Origin of the sequence: Nostoc sp. LEGE 06077, from assembly GCF_015207705.1 — a bacterium.
In the GTDB taxonomy this organism is placed as follows: domain Bacteria; phylum Cyanobacteriota; class Cyanobacteriia; order Cyanobacteriales; family Nostocaceae; genus Nostoc_B.
Window position 1 is genome coordinate 40,188 of record NZ_JADEWI010000006.1, and the last position, 24,037, is coordinate 64,224.

General features: G+C 39.2%; 21 protein-coding genes and 1 pseudogene. 2 read left to right on the forward strand and 20 right to left on the reverse strand.

Translation table 11 applies throughout. The features are described 5' to 3' along the window. Positions 1-106: 106 nt before the first annotated feature. The 9 genes from IQ244_RS06080 to IQ244_RS06120 form a co-directional block, all read right to left on the reverse strand. Entirely contained in the window at positions 107-556 is a 450-nt protein-coding gene (locus tag IQ244_RS06080) for a hypothetical protein (RefSeq protein WP_096560872.1), read from the reverse strand. Between the two features lie 428 nt (positions 557-984). Next, positions 985-1,587 carry a siphovirus Gp157 family protein gene (locus tag IQ244_RS06085; RefSeq protein WP_096560871.1) on the reverse strand — a complete coding sequence of 201 codons (603 nt, stop codon included), beginning with the start codon at positions 1,585-1,587 and terminating at the stop codon, positions 985-987. Between the two features lie 96 nt (positions 1,588-1,683). After that, the gene (locus IQ244_RS06090) at positions 1,684-1,851 is read right to left on the reverse strand and encodes a hypothetical protein (RefSeq protein ID WP_016869155.1); all 168 of its coding nucleotides are present in this window, start codon (positions 1,849-1,851) and stop codon (positions 1,684-1,686) included. A 134-nt stretch (positions 1,852-1,985) separates the two neighbouring features. Continuing rightward, on the reverse strand, positions 1,986-2,285 hold the full coding sequence (locus tag IQ244_RS06095; protein WP_071524687.1) for an HNH endonuclease: 300 nt from the start codon (positions 2,283-2,285) through the stop codon (positions 1,986-1,988). Between the two features lie 321 nt (positions 2,286-2,606). Beyond that, the gene (locus IQ244_RS06100; RefSeq protein WP_096560870.1) at positions 2,607-3,146 is read right to left on the reverse strand and encodes a hypothetical protein; all 540 of its coding nucleotides are present in this window, start codon (positions 3,144-3,146) and stop codon (positions 2,607-2,609) included. Then, positions 3,143-3,706 (reverse strand): GNAT family N-acetyltransferase, encoded by a 564-nt coding sequence (locus tag IQ244_RS06105; protein WP_096560869.1) that lies wholly within the window; start codon positions 3,704-3,706, stop codon positions 3,143-3,145. Before IQ244_RS06105 ends, IQ244_RS06100 begins: the two co-directional genes overlap by 4 nt. A 54-nt stretch (positions 3,707-3,760) precedes the next feature. Further along, positions 3,761-4,252 (reverse strand): hypothetical protein, encoded by a 492-nt coding sequence (locus tag IQ244_RS06110; RefSeq protein ID WP_096560868.1) that lies wholly within the window; start codon positions 4,250-4,252, stop codon positions 3,761-3,763. Positions 4,253-4,519: 267 nt separating this feature from the next. Further along, a complete protein-coding gene (locus IQ244_RS06115) occupies positions 4,520-4,990 on the reverse strand; it encodes a hypothetical protein (protein WP_096560867.1) in 471 nt (156 codons plus the stop codon). 357 nt (positions 4,991-5,347) lie between these two features. Continuing rightward, positions 5,348-6,430: a tyrosine-type recombinase/integrase gene (locus IQ244_RS06120; protein ID WP_096560866.1), complete on the reverse strand. Its 1,083-nt coding sequence runs from the start codon at positions 6,428-6,430 to the stop codon at positions 5,348-5,350. A 279-nt stretch (positions 6,431-6,709) separates the two neighbouring features. Here IQ244_RS06120 and IQ244_RS06125 point away from each other — a divergent pair, with 279 nt between their 5' ends. Then, positions 6,710-7,204, forward strand: coding sequence for a hypothetical protein (locus IQ244_RS06125; protein ID WP_193890937.1), 495 nt, complete (start codon positions 6,710-6,712; stop codon positions 7,202-7,204). Positions 7,205-7,237: 33 nt separating this feature from the next. On the opposite strand, the gene IQ244_RS06130 is transcribed toward IQ244_RS06125, so the two are convergent. The 6 genes from IQ244_RS06130 to IQ244_RS06155 form a co-directional block, all read right to left on the reverse strand. Further along, positions 7,238-9,424 carry a tetratricopeptide repeat protein gene (locus IQ244_RS06130; RefSeq protein WP_193890941.1) on the reverse strand — a complete coding sequence of 729 codons (2,187 nt, stop codon included), beginning with the start codon at positions 9,422-9,424 and terminating at the stop codon, positions 7,238-7,240. Continuing rightward, the gene (locus IQ244_RS06135) at positions 9,421-9,936 is read right to left on the reverse strand and encodes a phospholipase D-like domain-containing protein (protein ID WP_096560863.1); all 516 of its coding nucleotides are present in this window, start codon (positions 9,934-9,936) and stop codon (positions 9,421-9,423) included. Before IQ244_RS06135 ends, IQ244_RS06130 begins: the two co-directional genes overlap by 4 nt. 10 nt (positions 9,937-9,946) lie before the next feature. Next, complete coding sequence (locus IQ244_RS06140) at positions 9,947-14,914, reverse strand: DEAD/DEAH box helicase (protein ID WP_193890944.1); 4,968 nt, start codon at positions 14,912-14,914, stop codon at positions 9,947-9,949. Between the two features lie 522 nt (positions 14,915-15,436). Then, positions 15,437-16,456: a PD-(D/E)XK nuclease family protein gene (locus tag IQ244_RS06145; protein WP_096560861.1), complete on the reverse strand. Its 1,020-nt coding sequence runs from the start codon at positions 16,454-16,456 to the stop codon at positions 15,437-15,439. 11 nt (positions 16,457-16,467) lie between these two features. Next, on the reverse strand, positions 16,468-18,681 hold the full coding sequence (locus IQ244_RS06150; protein WP_096560860.1) for a UvrD-helicase domain-containing protein: 2,214 nt from the start codon (positions 18,679-18,681) through the stop codon (positions 16,468-16,470). Between the two features lie 12 nt (positions 18,682-18,693). Next, positions 18,694-18,876, reverse strand: a complete 183-nt coding sequence (locus tag IQ244_RS06155) for a hypothetical protein (protein WP_193890947.1) — start codon at positions 18,874-18,876, stop codon at positions 18,694-18,696. A 193-nt stretch (positions 18,877-19,069) separates the two neighbouring features. Between IQ244_RS06155 and IQ244_RS06160 the strand changes: the two genes are divergently transcribed. Beyond that, a complete protein-coding gene (locus IQ244_RS06160) occupies positions 19,070-20,167 on the forward strand; it encodes a DNA sulfur modification protein DndB (protein ID WP_096560858.1) in 1,098 nt (365 codons plus the stop codon). Here IQ244_RS06160 and IQ244_RS06165 read toward each other — a convergent pair. The 5 genes and pseudogenes from IQ244_RS06165 to IQ244_RS06185 all read right to left on the reverse strand — a co-directional run bounded on the left by IQ244_RS06165 (position 20,164) and on the right by IQ244_RS06185 (position 23,989). Beyond that, positions 20,164-21,003, reverse strand: coding sequence for a hypothetical protein (locus IQ244_RS06165; RefSeq protein WP_096560857.1), 840 nt, complete (start codon positions 21,001-21,003; stop codon positions 20,164-20,166). The genes IQ244_RS06160 and IQ244_RS06165 overlap by 4 nt on opposite strands. Before the next feature lie 49 nt (positions 21,004-21,052). Continuing rightward, positions 21,053-23,197 carry a tRNA-guanine transglycosylase DpdA gene (dpdA, locus tag IQ244_RS06170; protein ID WP_228058765.1) on the reverse strand — a complete coding sequence of 715 codons (2,145 nt, stop codon included), beginning with the start codon at positions 23,195-23,197 and terminating at the stop codon, positions 21,053-21,055. Then, positions 23,190-23,333: pseudogene (locus IQ244_RS06175) on the reverse strand (6-pyruvoyl trahydropterin synthase family protein); the annotation flags it as partial. The pseudogene IQ244_RS06175 and the gene dpdA, both read right to left, overlap by 8 nt. 128 nt (positions 23,334-23,461) lie before the next feature. Beyond that, positions 23,462-23,644: a hypothetical protein gene (locus tag IQ244_RS06180; RefSeq protein ID WP_193890950.1), complete on the reverse strand. Its 183-nt coding sequence runs from the start codon at positions 23,642-23,644 to the stop codon at positions 23,462-23,464. A gap of 180 nt (positions 23,645-23,824) precedes the next feature. Next, positions 23,825-23,989, reverse strand: a complete 165-nt coding sequence (locus IQ244_RS06185) for a hypothetical protein (protein WP_193890952.1) — start codon at positions 23,987-23,989, stop codon at positions 23,825-23,827. Positions 23,990-24,037 lie beyond the last annotated feature (48 nt).

Genomic DNA, 24,037 nt, shown 5'->3' on the forward strand with positions numbered 1-24,037 from the left:
GCGTTAGCTTGTGGAAATTTACTTTGAATAAAAGCTCGATAATAAATTAATGGTGTAATAGTGATGAAATATTTTGGGCTTGGTTTACTTAAATAAAGATGCCACTCTACATATATTTAGCCAATGTTTTAATATTATCAACTAACTGTAGTATCATTCCCAAAATAGCTTTCCAGCCAAGTATTATTCCCCAAAATCCGCTAACAAATAGACCAAGTACTGATTTAAGGAAGATAACTCCCCTGTAATTTATCTCGACATTTGATTCGGCTCTGGCATAGATAACACCATCTCCAATTTTATTTTTTAAATTCCTCACTTTTTGTTCTTCTTCTCTAATCCTTCTTTCTTCTTGCACCTTCCAGCCCCAAGGGACAAATCCCAAAATAATCGAAATGGGAAGGTAGAATGGCCAGTTATATATGTAGCCCAGCGAAGCATAGATCATGAAAAAGGTTAGCCCCAAACCAGTACGCCAAACCAAACACCAAATAATAAACAAACTGTTGATAATAGCGTTACGGATAACTATACTTCGATTTTGATGATATGACATTTGAAGATGTCTCCCGATAGCTAATATTTAATTTTTATTTATGGTGATTGCATACCTTAAGATTAAACTTAAGGCTAGTTTGAATTATCATCTTGATGGCTGAAAATTATAAAATACATAATCAATTGAAATTACTTATTGAACTACAATAAATAAAATTAAAATTATCAACCTATCATAACAATATTTGTACCCATTTTGGTATAGTTACTGCTGCTAAAATTGATATTTCCTGTTTTACCGATTATATCTTCACTGATTTTAAAACTAAGCAAAGGTTTGATGATTTTTTTAATAAGTTTAAAATTGAGGTATAGTTTTTAGAAAAAATAAAAATGATTAAGATTTAACTCTTAACCATTTGATGATATATTTGTAAAATGATGGGATATACCTGTGTTTGATTTACATGGTTGAGGCGTATGCCATTAGTTGTGGTTTTTCTTGTTGCGCCCCTTAGTAGCTGATTGCACCTTAAACCGTACCTGTTTCCCAATAGTTATCTCAGCAACATCGCTAATATCTTTACCAGATTTATAGGCTTCAAGAATTGCCTTATTATTAGCTTGGTACTTAATAACTCTAAATTCATCAGGAAAATCTTGATCGTCTACCTCTACTAGTAAGTTAGCGACTTTGGGTGGGTTATCCCTGATTTCAATAACCCTTTCTTTACCAATATTTTTGTCACTGATTAATCCAATCTCGTGTAGATGGATCAGAGTACGCTTGATTTGTTCAAGTTGAGTTTTACGACGTGAGATTACCTGGTCGTGGAGTTCGGCTACTCGCACTTTTCTTTCTTCCCAGGTTTCAAGGTCAAGATTTAACTGGTCTACTACCCAGGCGATCGCATCGATTTTGGTTTCGATACCATTTTGAACACCCATAAGTTCTTGTACGAGTTGTTCTACTTTACCTTCTTCGCCTAACTCGCTTACTTCTTCTATCTGTGACCAGAGTTTAGCAGCATCTAAGCTTAACTCTTTGAGCGTGAGTTGATTGATTTCGCGTTCAATTGCTTGAGTCATGATTTACTTTTTGATATGAAAAGCCAGTAGCAGTTAACTAGTTACCTGCTACTGCTTGTTGACTAGGAAGAGTTGATGCTTGAAGGGAGATTGAATCTAGTACCCGTACCGCAAGTGATAGTAATCTGACTTTTCTTGTGCTAATTCTGCTTCGTAGTCGTAGTAATCCGCCTCGCTTAGTAAGGTGCTTATTTGTTGAATTTGCTGGGCAGAGGTTACTAATTTTTTGTTAGCTTTTAGATTAGAATTAGTAGTAGTTTTCATGTCTATACAACTTCAATTTTTCAATGAAGTTATTGCGTCAGCAAATGTTGTGATCTTGACTTAGAAAGATAATATTTCTCTTTTACCTTTCTCATAACTATCTACTACTGATTTGTCTTTAACTACTGGCTTTTCTACCACAAAGATAGTTGTCCTGGTGATATGTTTCCCCGTCGTCGCGTATGGAACAGCAGATGACAAGCCGTGCATAAAGCCGCGAGATTCTCGACTCGATTATCTTCGGGCAGATAATTCCAATGGTGAACCACTAAAGTTTTAATACTGCGTTCTCTACGATTTAACCCATCTCTTTTATCAGTTGGGCGTAAGCATTGTATACCACAGCGCGTGCATTTCCAGTCGGATTTTGATTTGACCTCAAGTGCGATAGTATCCCAGTTTGAAGAATAGCGACTGCGGGTTTTGCTAGTCATTAATCAGTCCTTTTGGGTTACACAAAAATAATTTTGATTATATCGTTAATATTTATCATAATATACGTAATTTTTTTATATTCAGTTTGGTTTATAAATTTATTTGCGTAGTTAAGGAAGTCTTAACTTTTAAAAAAGGATAAATATGCACTGATTATTGTAATTGAATAACGCAGGTTACGCCAAAAAAAATATATAAGTCTTTGATATCGATATGGATTCCTAGCGGAGCAAGCTAATGATTGACGCAGAGGATCTACTAATCTTGCTGTTGCTCCTTTGATGAATTTGATGCAATATTGTTGTTATTATATTAAGTATTTAAGCAGAAATTTTTTCGGAAAAATTTACCTGCGACATAACTTGTGCGCGTATTGAATTAGCAGCCGTCTCTGCAATTTCTGTTCTATCAGAATCAGTAAGAAGTACTGCAAGTAGCGATTTGAGAGCTTCGCGGTTAGATATAAACTCTTCACCGTATAAATCATCTTGCAGCAGTGTGGCTTCTAAGTAAGGTAATAGCTCAGGCGCAGGAGATAACAACCGTTCTTTAATGCGTCTCCTTGCAGTCTCTGTTGCCGAAGAAGTACCTACACCTAAATCCCATGTTTCAATTATTAGCCTGATTTCACGGTTAAGTGATACACGCAGCGTTGATAGGCGACCAAATAAAGGAAGGTTAAGCATTAAAGGTGGTAGTGCATTACCCCAATCCAAACCAGCACCAATAGTGCAATTGGCTTCATCTTCGATACGAACAGCTTCATCGAGCCATCCTTCACCAAAAAGTAAATCTATAGCTTCTTGGGTTGTTACTGGCTCGTTCACCTGAGAATTATTATTTTGCTGTTGATGATTCATAAATTTTCACCTGCTCTCCGTCTCAATACACCATACTCAAAGTAAACCAAATTATCGTATTCTTCTTCAGGCCCGCAGTTAAACATATTTTGTTTTTCGTAAAATCCTACAGACCTTGGTAAAGAATGCAACCTAATTCTACCTTCATACCCAAGCTCAACACTTCTAATTCTGGCGAAATTTAAAAGTGCTTGACCAACACCTTTGAATTGAGGCGGACGCTGAATTTCAATTCGGTTAGTGGGGGCAGTTGCAATACCATCAACATAAACTAGTCTCTTACCAATATTCAACCGGGAACCGTGCATTTGTGTTTCTATTATCATTAATCCTTGAGTTGTGTTTTCGCACTCAACTGCATAACCTTCAAGATTTGCTTGATTAGCAAGATATCTTAATTTAAATATCCAGTCCCAGTATTTATCTTCTTGAGTAAATAACCTTAATTTTTCGACCCAATCACTTACATAATTATCAACGTGTCTTTGTCCTAAATCTACCAAATATGCTTCAACAGATGTGTTATTGCTACCTCTTTTTAATTCTATTTTTCGCTGCACCTAAAGCTCCTAGTTATTAACTTATTCTTAAAGCTTATAACGGCTATTTTACTACTAAATAAAAGAGTAAAAATAACTGCGTATATCAGTGGCTTTATGCCAACCAGCTAGCACAGCATCATCTGAAATTTCTCCAATAACTACCAAACTATTTTCTTTATCCACATAGTAGGGTAAAGGTTCAGCACTCAACCAACCATAAGCAATGGCTTCTTGGTCTCGCTCAAAAATTGAAACTTCTAAACTTTGCTCATATCTTGAGTAGTAGTAAGGTAAATAGCAAGCTGGGTATTCTCTTAAAGATTCGCGATTAACTGTGTATGATTGCCAACGTAGTCGCTCACTCTTAATTTCTTTTGGATTAGCTTCTAGCCAATCATAAAGTTTTTTAGCTTGCCGCAATGCATGGTCTTTGCCTTCAAAAACAACGCTGGGAAGAAAAATATCGCCGTCAAAATGCACCGCAACTTCAAATAAATCTTCATCCTCATCTTCGGCTTCGCTTTCTGTTACCTCAATGATTCCAGCCTTATATAGTTCAGTCATTTCCCTGCATTGCTTCGTCAGATATACCTCTACATTATTAAAATTTTAGCTTTCAGTTACAAAATAATCAGAACGCTCTGTTGCTTCTAATCCCTTATCTGGAGGGAAGTTTTGTTTGTGTAGACGAGCCAGCACCGTAGTCGTAGTGTTAGCGTAGCTCGGCATTATCTCCAGGAGGAACTAAAGCCCTATTCTTTTTCTTACCCGCAATCGCATTAACAGAGCGAATCAGTGTAAATTCAGAAATTCTTAAAATTAATAAAAATTCTAACTTGCCGGATGATATAACCCCGTATCCTGATTAAATTCCCATCCTAACCCTGCTCTATCCTTGCCTTTGCACCATCCCACAAAAAGCGGTGGTGGCAGATTAATTCGCTGCTCGCGTATAGTTTCTACACTTACACCAAGTCTTGAAGCTAAACCTTCTTCTGTTAGCGGTTGGATTCGAGGAGTTTGCCCTTGATAATATGAATTGTTGTTGTACGATTTCTTCTGCCGTTTCGGTTGGTTGTTGAGATAATTTTGAATTTTAATAATCGCCTCAGCAAATTGTTTCATTTGGGCTGTTATCTCTTCAGTTTTTTGTTCTAAAGAGTCCAGGCGTTTATCTTCATTACCAGCAATTGCATCAAGGTCATCTAAAGAACCATCTAGGTATAGCTCAATAAAACGGGTGAGCGTCGCTGTTGCTGTCGTGCCTTTCGAGTTGCAATGGGCGATAAACTGCTCCCACATCTTTTGGTCACAGTTGAAAGATGCTAGCTTCTTTGTTCTCCCTGTATTGCTCATATCTAGGTAATGTCTAGGTATTATCTAGGTAAACTTATCCGCGGACAGGAACAACTGAGCGTGTTTCCATCTTGATAGCTACCTTGACAATATCATGATGAGCGTGATGGCGTGGCGTACCCGCCTACCGTAGGTGATGCCTTCTGGAGCGAGACGCTGCGCTTAGGAATGCGAACTTAATAACCTGCAATTCTAATTTAACTGGGAATGGTGCGTTACGCTCCGCTAACACACCCTACTTTTGTACTTTATTTAATCCATGTTCCTTAGCTTGCTTCCCCGTAGGGGTACACCTACGCTTTTTTACCGATGTTTGCTTTTCTTACGCAGTGCGTGAGAAGTCCCAACACGCCCAACATGGTGAATGTACTTTGCAGTTGTCGCCGGGGAAGCATGGCCCAAATCTGCTTGCAAGTCAAAATCAGAAGCTCCATTTTTTTTAGCCAGCGTTGCGTGGGTGTGGCGCAGAAAGTGGGCGCTGAACTTAATTCCCGCAAAAGTAGAAATTTCCTCCATCATCAGTCGCAACCCGCGATCGCTTAGAGGTTTGCCCCTATCCCGCCGGCTGGGACTAGGAAACACCGGCCGATCGTTGCCTGCATCCCCACGATAATCCAGTAGTACCTCACTAGTTTCCGGATCGAGACTAATAGTTCTGGTTTTATTTCGTTTCCCCGTCACAGTTAACAACAGACAATCTCCATCCTCCCGAAACTGCCGCCAAAACAACCCCGGCGTAATTACGCGCTTACCATAATCAGAAGTTTGCCGCGCAATTTCTCCTGCCCTCACCCCACTGTAAAACATGAGAGTAAACAGCAGCCAGTGCATCTTATTAGTATTGTGTTGCAAGTCTACTGCCATCGCCGCTTTTTCCAACTTAGCAATCTCGCGTTCCGACAGAATGCGCTCTGCGAGCTTATCGTCCCACTGGATGCTTAAGTCCTTGCCCAAGTCGATAGCGAAATAACCAATAGAAGCTCTAGTACCCCATTCCCACAAACTTTTAATCGCCGCCGTGTACTTAGCCGCAGTATTTTTACTCAGCCCATAAGTATTTTTCTTTCCCCGTACTGGCTTTTCATCCTTGAGCCAAGCCAGATAAGCGTGTAGATGAAATAACGTTACCATCCTCAAATCAGATATCCCAAACCGCGACTGCATATAATCGACAAGCTCATAACCAATTTGCCGATATGCCCGTCGCGTTTGGTCGCTTTTGATAGTGACAGAATGCACCCATAGCTCAATTAGCTGCTGTGTCGAATTAATTTTCTGGCGGTTGGGAAAATAATAATCCACAAGCGCAACACGAGCTTCATCAAGCGGTAGAGTTACCACCTCCACAGCAAGTGATTCCACGCTTTTGACGGGTAAATTTTCCATAATAAAATTCCCCAACCCCCACTGATAATTATGATGCCGAGAACTATAATTCCCGGTATCTTTATGATAGTTGTTTCCCAAGCACCACAAAATTACTCATCGAAAATAATCTATATCGTATATACGCGGATATCCCGTATGCGATGATGGTAGTGGGGAAAGTTGGGGAAGTAAGGGGAGATAGGGAGGTAGGGGGAGTAAGTAAATATTAGAACTCGAAGCAAATGGTTAAAGAACTGGTTAGAAATCACTTCTCCACAACAAAAGCGCGAGGGACTGGTGGAATATCCGCAGATAAATATAAAACTTCTCTCAGAAGAAGACCGGGAGTTGGTGAAGCAGGCCAAGCAGCGTGCTGAGGATTTGCGCTTAACTTTTAAAGAGTTTGTGTTGGATTGTATTAGAAATGCACTTGTAGAAGAGAGTCCCAATAGTGCAGATAGTGCAACTGCTGCCGAAATTGAAGCTTTGAAAGCTCAAATCGCCGCCCTGTCAGAGAAAGTGAGTATTCCTTCTGCGACCAAAACGGAAGTGCATACCCTCCAGGAGCGGTTGAATCAATTGCGGGTGGGAATTTCAAATGAAATTAAGAAGGATAGGGAGCAACTTGCTTCTTTGACGTTGGCGCTCTCCCGGCTTGAAAGCCAAATTGAACAGCTAATACCTTCCTTAAATCTTCAGGTGGATGGTGAAGGTAATGCCGACAGTGATAGCGACTGGATTTTTGGGGAAGACTCTGGTGATGTGAGAGGAGAAGATATTGAGGGTTTTTGAAATTGGTTATAAGACAATTGTATAGCCATTTTATTACTGCACCTTATTAAGAATTGCGCGAACTACACCAGTTTTGCCCCGACAAGCTAGAAAAAATACATCACCTGTTAAAGCGCCATCTTTTTTTAAGTCAGACACAATTTGACTTAAATCATGACCCATATATCCAGTAATTACTGCAATTAAATTACAATTGCTTATTTGTGCCTGTACGTTACTGCGATTTATATATGCCTCACTTGAGGGCGCAACCTCAACACAATTTTGTAAACCGTAATTTTCGCACAATTCACGGATGACCTCTCGTCTAGTTGCTTGGTGTCCACCGACCAATGCAAGACTTATGGATGCCAAGTTTTGGGTTCTTGATACTATGTTTTTATCTGAAGCTACTTGTACCTCCAGCTTAGTAGCCTCAGCACGACGTTGTTGGCGATACTCAACAAGCTCATTTGCTAAATCCGAGTTAAGACAGAATAAAGCACGTTTCAAATCTTGAAAAAAATATGCTTCGGCTTCTTCTTGACGTAATGCGTTATCTATTTCAGCGATCGCTAAACCAAAATAGTCATTTGCTAAACTTTGACGTAAAGTAGGTTGCACATTGATGTATGCTTCCAGTCCTTCAAGTAATTCAAAATACTGTAGCGAACTGATTTTTTGTTCGATTGCAAATTTTCTTAAAATATCTAGTTCTTTATTTAAATCTTCCCATTTTCCTACATTAGCAAGCCAGTCTAGCCAGTCAGCATAAGCATTGAGCATTCCTGACGTGTTTTGTACCTGCTTACACAAATCTAATCTGTCTTTTAATATTTCTTCTGCTTCTGGTAAATCCCGCAGGCGTACTCCAGCAAAATTTACACATAACTCATAATAACTAACTTTATCTTCATCAGAAATATCACCAAAACCATCTAAATTAGCAACTCTTGCTATTAAAGCACGGTCTAACAATGTTAATTGTTCATTAGCTGTTTCTAGAAGTATTTGATATACCTCCCCGGCTTTGATTGGATCACCAACTGTAGCCCATAATTTTGCTAAAGGTAGCAGAATTTGAACTCTACGTTCACCTCCTTGCCAAGCCTTTTCTAAGAATTCACTAGCTTGTGTTTTCTGCCCTAAGTTATAAAGAGCAGCACCACGCAATCCTGCCAATGCTGGTGACAGTTCAGAAATTACGCTCGGTAATAATTCAATTACTTCTTGGAAAAGTTGACTATTTAGCAGCAGTTCTGCATGACGTTGTTGCAACTCTTCTGTCTTTTCGGTAATTGATTGATATATTTGTAAAGCAGAGTCAGTATTATCAATTGATATGTAAGCATCAGCTAAAGCAAGTAGTACATTAATAGCTTTAGGATAGTCTTCTTTGAGTTTCTCAAGTTGGGAAATACGTTCTCCTGGTTCAATTTCTAATAACCGCATCAATTGTTCGTTAAGTGTAGCTCCTTCTATTGTTGGTAAGGGTTCTTGAGTAACCAAGGACAAATGCAATAGTTTTCGTACTCCGTTGGCTTGGCGTAACCTCTCTAATTCGGGTAAAAATTCTTGTGCTAATGCTTGCACAGAACCTAATAACTCTTGTTCTTTTGTTTGTTGATAATGCTGGAGATGAGCAGTTACCAACTGCTCTACCAACCTTCCAGAAACAGGTAAAGCTAAAATACTGTTATATTTAGCTTTACAAAGTGCTACTAATTGTTCATGCTGTTCTGTCTTGGCATAAAGTGCAATTAATGTTCGCAAAGCATTGCTATCATTAACATCAGCTTGCCGCAGCAGATGGTCTTCGACTTCAGTGATTCGTCCAGCAGAAATTTTTTGTTCGAGGGTATTTTGATTAATTTCTTGTACTGAACTTGTAGGATTTACATCATCGTTATTTAATTTTTTGATGGCTTTACGAAATAGAATTTGCCATGATTTAAAGTCTTTTAAAGTTGCTTCTTTTGTGGCAACACTAGCATTGTTTGAAACCTTGATACGGGCTTCTATTTTTTGCATTACGCTATCAAGGTTGTTGACTGTGGAAGTAACATAAAAAAAGTGGGTATAATCGTCATGATATGAGAATCTTGGATTAGTAACTTTAAATTCAGCTTGCCTGAGTTCCCGATGAATTTCTACTGCTTGAGTTTGCCCATTACACCGCAAACGCAATCCAACTTGGTCAGCGTTTCCCAATTTAGCCTCAATTTGATATCCAAACGTCATGACAGTAGTAATCCTTGTTCAAAATGCTGTACACATATATTCCGTAATTCAGCAATACTCCGTTCGTCATGATTGTATGTGAAGAGTTCAAAATTTTGATTAACTCCTCCATCAGTTAAATTTAGTGAACCGTTAATAGCACCGTAACGACCAACGTATGCTTTGGTATGGAGTTTGGAAAGTACCCTTACCTGAATGCGATCGCTTTTATTGCCCAGTTGTCTCAATAAAGGATAATACTCTTTATCGCTACCTACTGTGACGTAAACTTTACCGCCATTAGCGGCCATTTGATGCAGAATGTCAAACAGGTGTAATGCTTCTTGTTTTGTCTCTACAATTTCCCCAAAAGAAACATAGTAGGGTTTTTCTAAACGGAAATTTGTTACCCAAGGCGAAACAATCCAAAACTCGTAACTGCCTTCTAGTTGTGATGCTAAAATCTCATTGAGCAGAAAGTTGTAAAGCATTGCTTGACCACTGGGTTGCAATTGAGTTGATTGCTTTGCCATTGGCAGAACCTCACTTAATAGGACGAACTGTTACTTGAATGACAGGTAATTCGTTTGGTTTTAAGTTGTTAGGGTAAATAGTTTGAATATCGGTAATCATTGGGTAAACCATGCCGATATCTGTGTCGATACCTGCGTCTGTCAAGTAGCTAATTGTGACACAGAGGGACGCAAGATTATCGCTTCTTACCCGTAAGTAAATTGTTTGACAGCCATTTTCCAGCAAGGTTCTCATTCTTTCACTGATGTCAGTACCGCTGACAGTGCCATCTAATTCTAGGGTTTGAGGAGTACGAACCTGATTTAACCATTCCGTCAGTAGGGGACGGTTCAGCAGGTGACGGCTTAAACCTGGCGCTTCGATGTCGCCACTGCGGTCATCTAGGCAACTGGAACAATTGCAGCGACAATTTAAAAGCATCCTGCGTTCTACCCCTGCTTCAAATGCTTTACGTGCTTCGTTATCTGAAGCACTATATTCGGCTTCGTAAATTTCAAGTAAGCGCATTAACTCTGGATAGGGCGGTGATTGTTGATCACGCCTAGCTTTAACTATTTTGCGGTAAAGTAGTGCCGTTGCTTCAGTAAATGTAGGATCGCGTCCTAGTTGTTCGGCACACTCAGGAAGAAACTCGTGGTTAATTTCCCGAAAAATACGCCAGTTAACCAGAGGTATATCCCCTAGTTTCTGAGTGTAGTCGGGAATAAAAACCCGAAAGATGGCTTTGAGTTGGGCTTGGCGCATAGGCACACCCAATTGTTGCCGTACCTGTGCCATTAACTGTTCAATTTTATTTTGGCGATCGCTAGATTTACCTGCTGCTATAATTTCATTGACTCTAGTTGCACATCCTTCTAACCAAGGCTCAGGTTGCGCTAATAAATGACGCAAAAATGCTTCCTCTTGGGCAGTGGTACAGCGAGTCATTTTGTTGGCAAGGGTTGTCCAGAATTTATCAGCATGGTTGCGTAGCAAGTCATGGGTTGCCCGCATTACACCAATACCTCCCATACCAATTTCGTACAACCAAATCCGGTTAGCCGCCGTACCCTCAAAGTCAGCGTGTAACTCAGTCCAGGCTGCAACGTAATTTAGTGCCTCAACACCTGCAACTTCTTGGGCTACAGACTTTAAAGCTTGAGTCAGACTATACTGAAAGCTGTCCCTTAAGTATTGCTGATAGCTCAATCCACCGCTATGAATTTCAGCATACAAATTCACAAATATCGATAAATAATCATTGCCACTATTTATGAGGTGGTAAACAGCTTGTTGATTTTTGCGGGATAACTGCTGTATTCCATTAATTGCTTCTGTCAACCAACGGTCAAACTGATTGTTACCACGAGTAAACCAATCACGTAGCCCTTCTGGTGTTCCTCCCTCTCCACCACACCATCTATCTGCCATAGTCAGCAGCACATTAACAAGATATTCAGCAGCAAAGTAGTTTGCCTGATATTCAACCGTGAGAACGCTAACAAAGGCATGGTGGATGGCATGGTAACACAGATTTTTCTGTGTCGAAGCAGAAAATTGGAGCTTAGTTAGCAAATCGGAATTGAGATCAAAACAAACTCCTTCCGTCAATATCTGGTATCCTAAAGCACAGTTACTCAGGCTCTCCTCGTCTGCTGTAAAACCCACGACTCCACGAATTTCTTCAGATGGTGAATTGTGGAATTTAATCGTGTATTCACTTCCCAAAATAATTCGCTGCACATCTAACAAATTAAGATTTGCAGTTTCGTCACTGTGAAAAACAACTCGTTGTATTAATTCTTGCCCTAATGGATCGCAAACAAGTGAAGGATGACCAGGCTTAAGGGTATATGCGGGGGTAGGAGTATCACCTCGGACAGGGCGAATTGCTACCGCACTGATAGCGTTAGCCGAACAGGAGTGGGCTAATGATTGTGTATCTTGGGCTGCATTTTCAGAGGTACGGCTTTCAGATAATTCTCCTGTTTCTGGGTTACACCACCAAAATGATGAGTTATAGTCTCGACTAAACTGCTTAGGCTTAATTGCAGTGGGACGATATAAATTCAAAAAGTTGGTACTTTTTTTACTAATGTCAACTTTCTTTAGCGCCCGTGTTGGCAAGTTAACTGTATTTGGAGGGTAGTTTAAGGGGCTAATTTTATAATACTGATTAATGGCTATTCGGGAAGGTTCTCCATCAGAAATTTCTGGCGGTATCCAAGTTGAACCCTCGCCACCGCGAAATGTTACATTACCTGGGATTGTTTCGCTCACCGCCAAACTGATACTTTCAGAGTTAGGCTTCTTATTCGGGTTGTTATTATCGGGACGGTAGTCAACTTGCACCTCTGGCAAATTAATGTCAGAAAATAAATTCTCTGGTAAGTGCTTGGATAACAAATTTCTCAATTCTTTGGAATTAATGCGCTGCGTGTTGTCGCGCTCAAACTGCGGATTGACTCCCTTCATTAAGCCTTCATAGAAAATTTGGCACAAAAATCCTTCTGACTCATCGTCAAGTACCTGTTTTATGGCATCGTCTGGGATTGCAAACGTTTGTTGGAGATAATCTTTAAATTCCAGTAACACTCCAAAATCGACACTTTGCTCCATTAAATACTCGTACCCCTGCCGAGATAAATTATCGAGTTCGAGGTCGATTCCTGCACAACTTGCCCGATAAACTAACCAGTCGAAGAAAGCGTAAAACCCATGAATTCTTTGCAGGTATCGGTTTTGGGAATTAAGAGGAAGTTTTTGGAAAGTAGGGTCTGTAAGTATGTGTTCGTTACGAAACAAAAATAAATCAGTAGATTTATAGGGACTGAGTACCGTAACTACAATCGGTCGCGTGCCGACTTTCCGCCCTCCTCGACCTTTACGTTGTACAAAACTAGCGACATTTGCAGGTGCTGTGTATTGTAAAACACACATTAAGGCTTCGTCATCGTAACCGACTTCTAATGCAGTTGTTGTAATGATTAAATCATCATCAGGCTCGATAGTAATTGAGCGATCGCTCCCTGTTTTCCGTATAATATTTAGAGATTCTTGACGTGCCTTATCTTTCTGGCTGAGTACCCACCAGCACTCTCCTGCTTGGAAATATGGACAATTTAAATCTGGAATTTTACTGTTATGGCAATTACAGTTACAACTAAAATTGGCACCAAAGAAATTAGGAAAAAGTAGCCGATTAAATGGTGGATATCGATACGCATATAGTGGAATGTACCTGATTTGCCTTTGGTCAAGAGGCGTTTTTTGCGATTTATATCTTTCTCTTTCTCTGCGTTGTTCTGGTTTTATTTTCTCTGCATCTTCCATCTGGTATAACCAGCGACCTGCAATGTCTAAAGACTGGACAAAGCCAAATGTGCGGTAGCGCTTTAGGTCTGAATCTGCGGATGGTTGCGGCATAGTGTGTAAGACGCACATTGCTGTTTGAATTAAAGTTGAAATTACAGCAGTATCTTCGTTATCCTCAGCCCGGACAAATACATAGCGTTCGGCACCAATTGTCTGCATTTCATTATCTTGAGGGTATACCCGTTTAATGCGAGGAGCAGGTATACCAGATAACTCCGACAGAAATTCAATTGGCTCTGAAATAGTGGCACTTAATCCTACAAATGCTAAATTGCTTTGTTCCTTGCGATGCTGCTTACCCAAACGAATCCTTGCCATTAACCGTCGCAGGAGAAGCGCTACTTGAGTCCCAGCAGTTGAAGTTTGTAGGTGAATTTCATCTAACATCACAACTGAAGGCGCACAAAACTTATCATTACCAAACAGGTATTGATATTTCGTGGATAACAGCCGTCGATGAAGTGATTCTGTCGTAGCGATGAGCAAATCAGGTGGATGCTTTGCCATGACATCCTCCCTGGCAAACTGGATAAACGGATATTGCTTGTCACAGATAGGACAAACCAAGGTTTGTGGGTTTGTGGGACGCACAAGTAATCGTTGTTTATCTGTTTTGCAAGCTTTACCATCTGTACCTACACAGTAAGCAAAAGGTGATAGATAACCTGCATATTCTTCGCTAAAAGTCCAGCCCCGTTGCTTAGAAAGTTTTTGTTGGCGATCCGCAGTGATATCTTGGAAGTCTCGGATTTGATAAACTGCTGCACCACTTTCTACCCCAATTGTCAGTTGTGGAAGATTGTACTTTGCTAGGACTTGGTTGAGATAAAATAATACTTCAATAAAATCAGTAAGTTGATTTTCAGACAGTGCAACCCGTGGGTAAATGCAAATCGCTTTAACCCCTTCTCGACCTCGCAAGCAACGTTCCAGCACCATCTTAGCTAGTACGGGTAAAAAGAAGGCGTAGGTTTTACCGGCTCCTGTGCTAGCAGTAACTACAACACCTTTCTCGATACCTTCTTGTGCTTTTAACTCGATTGCTTCGAGAATTCTTTCTAAAGTTCGTTTTTGGAAGCCACTCATCTGGCGTAGCTTCGGGAGATAGGTGTCAATTACCTCTAAAATTAGGTTTGCTGTTCGCTGTTGCTCTGTATCACCACTAAGTAAAGGTGTCATGCAGCTTTGTACTGCTATGTTCCTTCGAGGTACGCGACGAGAAGCGACACTAAACTTAATATCTGACACTAAACGCTTGCTATTGCTGATGCGGTGCGCTACTTTGAGGTTGTTTTCTCGAACAATTCTTTGACGGAGTTTTGATAGCAACCTTACAGTTTCTGCAATTCGACTGCGAAAAATCCAGCCATCAGGAGACTCTTCTTGGTTAAAGCGGATAATTTGCAAGTCATTTGCTAGTTGCTCTAAAGCTTTTCTGAGAGCTTCTGGTTTTTCTTGAGGAGTTAACTTGATGTCTTCGGAAGGTTGAAAATTATCAATTACTTCAACCCCTGCCATTGTTATATCATAAATGCCATAGGCAACTTGTTCTGCTTCGCGTTGTTCAATGAAGGTCAGAACTTCATCAGCCAGGCGTTTAATGGTATCAGAGTCTAAGCTCATGGTTTTTGGACTGTAAGGTAGATGAACCTAATAAGCTAGAATTGGATAATTTCGCATCAGATGACAACGTTTTCGCTAGCGTCAACTTTTTTCCTGCCCATATTTTTTAAACAGGCTAACCTGCGTTGTTCAGGAAGCTCATCATGTAGTAAATCTTGCCGATGGGGTTTTACCAATCTCCCATCAATCGGCTTAATGCCACATTTATGATGTCTTGTATGGTTAGGGTATCGTTAGTTTGGTGAAGAGCAAGCAATTACTCGAACGAATATCTGATTGTGTAAGACTGGGCATAAATTTTATCATTGCTGTATATCTGAATTCCAGCATAAATACACATACATAGTTTTTGCTACCATGTATGCTTGTATGCAAGATTATAAGTAAACTGTTCGCATAATAAAAAAAACAAGAAATCACTAATATTAGACTTGTAAAGAACTTATTGCAGTGATTACGCGAACGGTAAATGATTAGTTACAAGCTTTAAAATTAGATAAAAAATATTTTTTGAAATAGCAATTATGGATATCTAAGCGTAATGCCACTACCACCATTTGGAGTAGTGCAATCCCAACGAAGGTCGCAAATAGCACAATCTTTTTCACTTATAGTTCCTGTTACCGCAGGATTCCATTGGTCATTACAACGCGCTTGTTCAATCTGTATTACAGTTTGTGCAAACTCTTGTACTGCACTATCAATCTCGCTCGGTATAATGCTGACTTCTAGCAAAGCATTAACCGGACGTTGAGTTGGACAAGTAGGTCCATCAAGCTCATTAAGAAAATATAAAATAGCTTTTCGAGGTAAAACACCATGCTTTAATTCATACAGCTTGGCATAAACTCGCATTTGAAATTCATAGTTTTCTAAGTCTTTTGGATTGACATTCAAAAAACTGCTGCCTTTATAGTCCCACATTTCGCAGTCGGCAGGGTTTCCGGTTGAACCCGGTGTATCAACTAAAAGGTCAACAACACCATGAAGAATATGGGTAATACGATCTGCTTGCAATCGATGTTCCGTATCTTTAACTCGTTGGTAAAGCGTCGGTCCTTCAAGGGTGTTGAAATATTGAAGCAATCGTACAGCTTTCAGTCGAATATCTTTAGTTATAGCTCTAATTCCTTGACTTTTTAATCCATTTTCAACTTCAATAAAATATTTGACAATCTGACTTGGTGGTGTCGGCTTTGCTGATTTTGTTCTTTCTGCTTCTCTAATATCATCAAAATAGTTAAGAATTTCTTCATCTTTTAAGATTCTTCCATTATCTGGTAAAGTCCCTGTTGTCGAAGGGTCAAATTTTCCATGAAAATGGGTATGGCAGCGATCTAAAACTTGATGAAGGATAGTACCAAAGTAAGCCTGCGTTTGATAAGCAGGCGCATATTTATAGACATTAAAAGCCCCATACTGACGAGCGCATCGTCTAAATGCAACTATATCTTGAGTAACGCTATAACGACGTTTTATATTTATTGTTTTAGATAAAGAGATTGAAAAACCTTGAAAAGGCTTTCGCCTATTTATAGTCATAAATTTTTCCTCTATATTGTAATAGCAAATATATTTCGCTGAAATTCCACATGATTACGATTGGGTACGGCAATATGATTTTTAATCTGGTCTTGCGTACCAACTAGAATCAAACCGTATTGTGCACGTGAATAAGCTACATAAAGTAAACGGATATCATCTTCTATTGCTAAATCTTCTGGTTGTCTAGTAACTCTTAGATAGAGAACTTGTCGAAAAGGAGCTAAGGTTTGCTCAAGCATTTGTGCTGCTCCGACTTTTCCCTCTTGACCTAGTTTTGTAACAACAAATACAAAAGGAAACTCTAACCCCTTTGACTGGTGAATTGTCATAATAGGTAAAGAGCCTTGAGGAACAATAACGTCCTCATCTTCATCATCATCAATTCCTGCTTCAATTAAATAGCTAACAAACATTGTATAAAACTGATTTAGGAAACTATCATCAATATCAGTTCCAGCAGTATTAGCTCGTAAAATATCTAAATTGAAGCTATTATAACCTTCAAAAAGGCGAGTTACCTTGGAAAGACGTAAATTTCTTTCGGGGTTTTGTTTCCATATAGAAAAAGGTTCTCGTGAAAGAATACGATAAATAATTTCTAGTAAATTGAGTCCGAGGGAACTACCAGTATATTTTGCACATATTTGCGGTAAATCTGCATTACTACGGGTTAAGTAATCATTTAACTGATTTGTTGCTGCTACACTATGGTTATTTCTAACCTTGTTTAGAGTATCAAGCCATCGCTGAACTGTCTCTACCCAGCCAAGAGGTTTTCCTTGCGGGTCTGTTTTAGATTGAAAAGTATAGTTTCGGTCAATAACTTGGACTAACGCTCCAAGTAAAGTTTGAACTTCTTCACTTTCCATGAAAGATTTTGATCGGGGATTATATATAGGAATTCCACGTTGCTGGAATGCTTCAATAAAGGGACCAGCATTTCGTGCAGAATCTTTTGCACTTCGTAGCAGCAAAACGCACTGACTTAAGTCAGAAATAATTTTATCTCCTATTAAATGATTAGTTATAAATTCAGCAACTAAATTAGCTAAGTTCCCTACTCTCTTTGTTTGAATCCAAGAAACAGCAGGATATGCACCCGTAATAGATGAAGCAGGCTTAACTAAAGCCTTTCCAGGAGCGCGGACTCCTGGAACTGTCATTTCTGGAAATGAGGTGATGTAGTGATTGAAGAATTGGACAATATCAGGATGGGAACGGTAGTTCTTATCAAGCTGAATTGGATGAGGAGATTTATTAAATTTAGCCAAACAAGCTTTGTCAAAATTCACCATACAGGTTACATTCCCACCACGGAAACGATACAAAGCTTGATCGTCGTCACCAACTACTGTAATGTTGTGTGGTTCTTGATGAGCTAGAGCCAAGTAAATTTGTTCCTGAATTGGGTTAGTATCTTGATATTCATCTACTAATACATATTGCAAAGGAGGGTTCTGACCGCTTCCTTGCAAAAACTGTTGGCCTATAGGAGAAGTGATAAACTCAAGAAAACGAGCTTGAAGATGAGCAAAATCACAACGATAATAGTTCTCTAGCTGCTGAACATATTGTTGATAAAAATCTGCCAAAGTTGCCCAATGTCCACCAGCCGTGTGCATTGCTTGTATATCAATACAGTCTTCTACGATGTGGTTAAAAAGTGTAACTGCTGCTTTAGCTCGCTTCCATTTGTTAGGAGGATAGTTGAGATTACGCCAATCGCGCACAGTGTAGTTAAAATTCTGCCAGAAAGCTAAGTCTTGGTGATTTGAAATTGAAGCATAGCGGTAAGTAAATAAGTCCTGTTCTACCTGATCTAGAAGGCGAACATTTTGATAATTTGGATATCGGTATTCTTGGAGAATATCATTACACAAGCTATGCAATGTTCCAATTCTTATGTCAGCTAAATCTACATTTTTCAGGTTAGGATCTGTCTTTTGTAGTGCTGCTAAGTAAGTCGCCAAGCGATCTTCAAGATTATGTGCTGCTTTATCAGTAAAAGTAGTTAAAAATATAGAGCGTGGCTGAATACCATCCACACAGAGCAATTTTAGTGTTCGTGTTACCAGTACCTCACTTTTGCCCGAACCAGGCCCAGCCAGAAGCCACAAACAACCGTTGCCATACTCTACAGCTTCTTTTTGTTTCTGATCAAGGTCGTAACCACGAGCTGATGGTTGGGCAAGACATTTGTGGAAAGTATCCAAATTAATCATTTTGCACCCTTATTAGCTGTCTTCACTTTTTCTCCGACCCATATTTGAACGGGCAGCCCTGCGTTGTTCAAGAAGTTCGTTACGTAGCAAATTTTGCTTTTCATCGTCTTGCCAATCGCTAATCAGTCGCTTCAGTGCTACGTTTACGATGTCTTGTAAACTTGGGGCATCGCTAGTTCGATTTGGAGCAAGCATTTGCTCACATGAGTGTCTAATTGTGTACAACTGGGCATAAATTTCATCTGGAATCCGTGCTTGGTGAGGCAATGGTTTTACCGCAGCTACATATCTCACCCCAGCATAAATACACAGACATAATTTCTGCTACCATGTATGCTTGTATGCAAGCTTAGAAAAAATCCAGTTAACCTACAGGAAAAGCAAAGTAATGTTTGAATTGGTTATCAAAGGCGTGCCTGTACAACGCGGTCAGGCGTGCGAGCATATGAGTTATGTCGCCAGTATCACATTTGGAGATGTTGCACGATTGCTGAATGACGGTCATCTATATATACCGAATATCCCAGATTTACCGGACTTTGCTCAACGCAAACTTAACGTGACACGAGTCAAGGCGATCGCTCGATATATCCTAGAGACTTACCAAGATGGAACTACATTTTTTCCACCGATTTGCGTTAATGTTCAGCCGTCGCCAACTTACAGAGACGGTAATATCTACCTCCCTTACCATTCGGTTAGTTTGCGCTTAACAGACGGTCAGCATCGATGCTATGGCATTCGCCAAGCATTGCAAGATATCCAGGAGCAAGAGTCGGAGTATGCCATCATCCTTTCACAATTAGAAATTGGCGTGTTGATATATGCAGGACTGTCATTAGAAGAGGAACGCCAAGCTTTCCGCGACCAAAACCTATTAGTTCAACGACCAAGTGTGTCGCTATCCCATGCTTTTGACAAGCGATCGCCCACGGTTTTAATCGCCAAAGACTTGATCTGCCGAGTTCCTCAGTTTCGTGACAATGTGGAGACAGTGGAAAACGGCTTGGGTAAGCACAATCCCAAGCTATTAACTTTATCAACCTTGGTCACTGCTACTCAGCATATGTTTCCTCATTTAAAATCTCAAACTGATTTGGAACCTCTAATTGATTGGGCAACAACATTCTGGGCGGCGACCGCAAACATTATTCCTAACAATCCTTGGAGGATTATGAATAAACAAGAACGTGCTACCCAAAGACAGGAGTCATTAGCCGTGAGCGCTACCATCTTTCAAGCACTCGGTATGTTAGCTCACGATTTATACCAAGAGGGTGTTTCAGCAGAGAAGCTTCTCCAATGGTTAAGTAGACTGCAAGAAATAGACTGGAAACGCAATAATCAACTATGGCAAGACCGAGGTGTTACACAAGTTGGAAGTCAGGGAGAAGCTATTATTTCAAATACTAAAACTACTATCAGTGCTTGTCATCGACTTTTACGAGAATTTGTAGGTGTTACACCCGTAAGTGGCGTTATCTAAATGGCTGCTAATTCTAAAACTTCTTGGAAGGCATTGCGATCGCGAAATTTATTGTCATATTTCTCATTCCACCACAACCAACCAGTAGAATCTGCCCAGACATTGTGCTTTTTCAATACTTCTGCACGGGTTAACGCTAGTCCCCCTAAAACAAATTCCGGTCGGCTCCAAGCCAGAAGTTCATCTAATTCCTGTGTGGACAAACCAAATTTTAAGCCTGTAGTTCTAGTTTTATCAACTTTTAATAATCCTCCCAAAGCAATGTAATCATAACCAATATCACGATAAGCACTGATCAAAGAAGCTAAGAAACTTTTGGGTGAATAATAATGGGGAGGAAAAGAATTTAATTGAGGAACTAAATTTTGTTGCCAATTATAAATTGAATACCCTACTTGAACAACACCAATCAAACTATAGTTTCTTGGCTTCTCCCAATACTCTTGCCAGGTTAGTCTAGCTAAATACAGTGATAGTAATGGTTCTCCAAAAATATCTTGTGTAAAAACAAAATCAGGTGAAAATTGATCACACCGTTCTAGATACTCTCTAACTTTACGTCGCAAATGCTCTTCAGAAGCCAATTTTCGTTTACGCACCCAACGGTCATCAAAATACTCAGAATGCATTTCATAATACCAGGGGCAATCTTGATTAGCAAAAACGCCACTATCTATAAAAAAAAGTTTTCCCAAATTCCGAATATTTGTCAGTAGACTTTTATTGGAAGAAATCGGTGTGAGAATCCCATAATTTCCTTCTAAATTCTTTATTCTATTGAATAAACCTAACCAGTCTACTGAAAAAACTGGGAGAAAATTATGTTCTAAATTCATATTGGTATTTATCTTAAAATCATAAAGTTGATTTGAGCATCACTCTATATTATATTGATTCTCCAGTTGTATCAACATTATAATTTTCAAGATGATTTTCATTACTCAAAAATTCTTGAAACCGCTGATAAAATACATAAGTATTGTGAAAACCACGCCTGCGGTTACGGTCATTACCACGAAAAATAGCTGTTTCTACCCCATAGTCTTTGCAGATTTTACACTCACATTCCTGCCAAGGTTTTACTTCTAATAGTTCTCTATATAATTGAGTGTGTTGTCTTAAACGTCTAGCTTTCGCTGTTGGGGTTACTTTACCGTCACGAGGTAATTCTAATAACTCATCGTAAGCTAGTAATTTCTCAAGAGATTCATCTAGTGATATATTGTCTTTATCGTATTCCCGAATAGCTTTTAATGCTTCTTGCTCAAGCTGCCTAAGAGTTTCACGCTCATAACCTTCTAATAGCAAATGCTTAATTCGTGGTGACTGCTTATCTACAAAAGGAATACGCACAGCAGCATAAGCTTTACCACTTAAAGTATGATAGTTTTCTACTGCATCAAACCAAGCTTTACGTAATGGACTTGCTGAATCAAAACTGGTTACTCCCAAATGGCGGAAATAAGGAAGAGCATCAATACGCCCTACGCCAAATAAATGTAATCTGGTGTTCGGTGTTAAATGTTGATAAACTTCTTTCAAAATTTCTAAAATTTCTATAGTTGGTGTTCTGGCAACTCCCCCTATAGCAATATAGTCATATCCCATTTCAACCAGTTTTTTTACTGCATCAGCGTAAGTTTCTGGGTTCCAACCTTGAGCTACACCAATAGGAGTAAAAGTATATCCAATTTTTTGATGTTTGGATATAAATTCCTCTGCATTTTGCAAAGTCAGATCGTAGCGCTTCTCTCTAACTCCAGGCTCGGCAAATGGCCCTACAATTAAATGGTCAATACTTACTCCATAATTAAACTGTAATTTTTCATAATAATCTAGAATTTCTACAGTGTTATAGGGAGGAACTTCCTGCTTAATATATCCAAAAGCTCCGCAATCTCCCATAATTTCACCTGGGAATCTTACAAAGTTACGGATACCTCCTAATTTCTCTATATCTGCTCTTTTATTTTTTATCTTATCAACAACTACTTTCGATACCAGAATTCCGTCATAATTAGGCTGTGAATATATTTCATGAGCATATACATCATCTCTATATGCATTTCGATTTAGACTAGATTCATCTAGTAAAAAGTTATATCCAATATCTACCTTGTCATCCCATTCAGGAATGAAATATTTCATTCTCAAATGCGTATTAACTGCTCTTGGTAAATTCAAAAATTCATCTAAGTTCGCTATCGCTCTTTTCGGTTTTTTATTTTTAATATTTGATTTTTTTGCTGTAGCTACAGAAATCCCTAAAGGAAGTTCTAATTGTTGGGGCTGATTATTTAAAACTTTCTCTAATGTCTTGGGGTTGTTATATAGCTCTGACAATAAGTTAGGTTTTTGTCGAATTTCAGTAGCAATTAACTTAATTAATTGTCCTTTTAATCCTACTAAAGCACAGCCAAATCGTGATGCATCTGCATTAGAAAACGTTAATACTTCAAAATTTGCATTTCCTAAAACCAAAAGGTTTCTACTTTTATTAGAAGCTAAAAAAATAAAAGTCTGTTTGGGATGAGTTTCAATTGGTAAGTTTAAAGCGCGTATGTATTTATCTCCTAATAAGACAAATACTAAATCATATCCAATAACTGCTTCCTGGAAATCTTTATGTATTCCGATAAAATTTGCCCATGAAGAAATTTCGTCACTTTTCATTGAGTTGAAAGTAACGGAATAGGGGACAATAACTTTGTCTTCAGGGATTAGTCCATAAGCTGCTGAGATGATTTTTACATCTACCACTTCTCTTCCAAAGTGCGATCTCAGGATATCCACCCCCTCCATTAGCCGTAGATGTTGCAGCCCTGTGTACATCTGGCCAGACGGACAGGAGAATTCTGAAAGTGATTGTGTGCGTTCTCTTAATCTCTCTGTGTCTTTAAAATCCTCTATTGTTAGCTGATTTGTTGGGTTATGAAGCTTTTTTCCAGTACAAGAAGTAATAATTAGTGTGCGAAGGCGTGAAATTGTGCTAGTTGAAACCAAGGTTTTTGTTGGAATAGATTTAGTCATCTTCATACTCTACCCAAAAATTAGGAGTTTCTGACACTGCAACCTTTAGCTGCAAATCAGATGGTACTTGCTTCTTGGTTACGTCATAAATGTATTTGGCAATCATCTCCGCTGTCGTTTCGTACTTAGGAGGCAGGTAAGTTATTGCAATCCTTTGCTTGCGTCCCCATCTGAACCAAGCGCTTACATCATAATTCACTTGTGCCACGCCACCTCCGGCTTTCTACCTCCTTTACAAGCCGCGACAAATACAGCCTCCGGAGATTAAATTTTCTTACTCGTTCGGAGTGATTCTTTGAGAAAGGTGATTGCATTCGACCAATAACGCTTCACTGTATGTTGGATTTGTGAATTTAGACGGCGGAATTTTAGCGTACAAAACATTTCGTGTAACTCTTGTAACAATTCTTGAACTTCTGCCTGGCTTGATTGGGTTGATTTTTCCACAGGCTCTGACTCCGCGACCGAATAATTATCCCCAAATTACGGATAATTCCATATTACTTGTTAACAAACACTGTTGTTGTGCCGAGATTCAGCAATGATGAGTCTTGCAACTTATCCCACTATTCTAAAAATGCCTACTTCTTATAGTAAAATGTGCTAGAAAAGCTTAATCTTTCGTTTCTAGTTCTCGATAAGCTGAAGCTTTTTACCACAAATCTTAATTAATGGGATAGATTCTAGAATTGCTTGGTTTTCTTTGTCCGGTTTGTAATACTCGTACCAGTAAGGCAAGATGATATTATCGGCAACCATCTCTAAAATTTCTGACTGTTTGAGGTCACTCACTAGTTCATTTTTAGCCTGCTGGAGTTGACCAGCTATTAAAGAATTTAT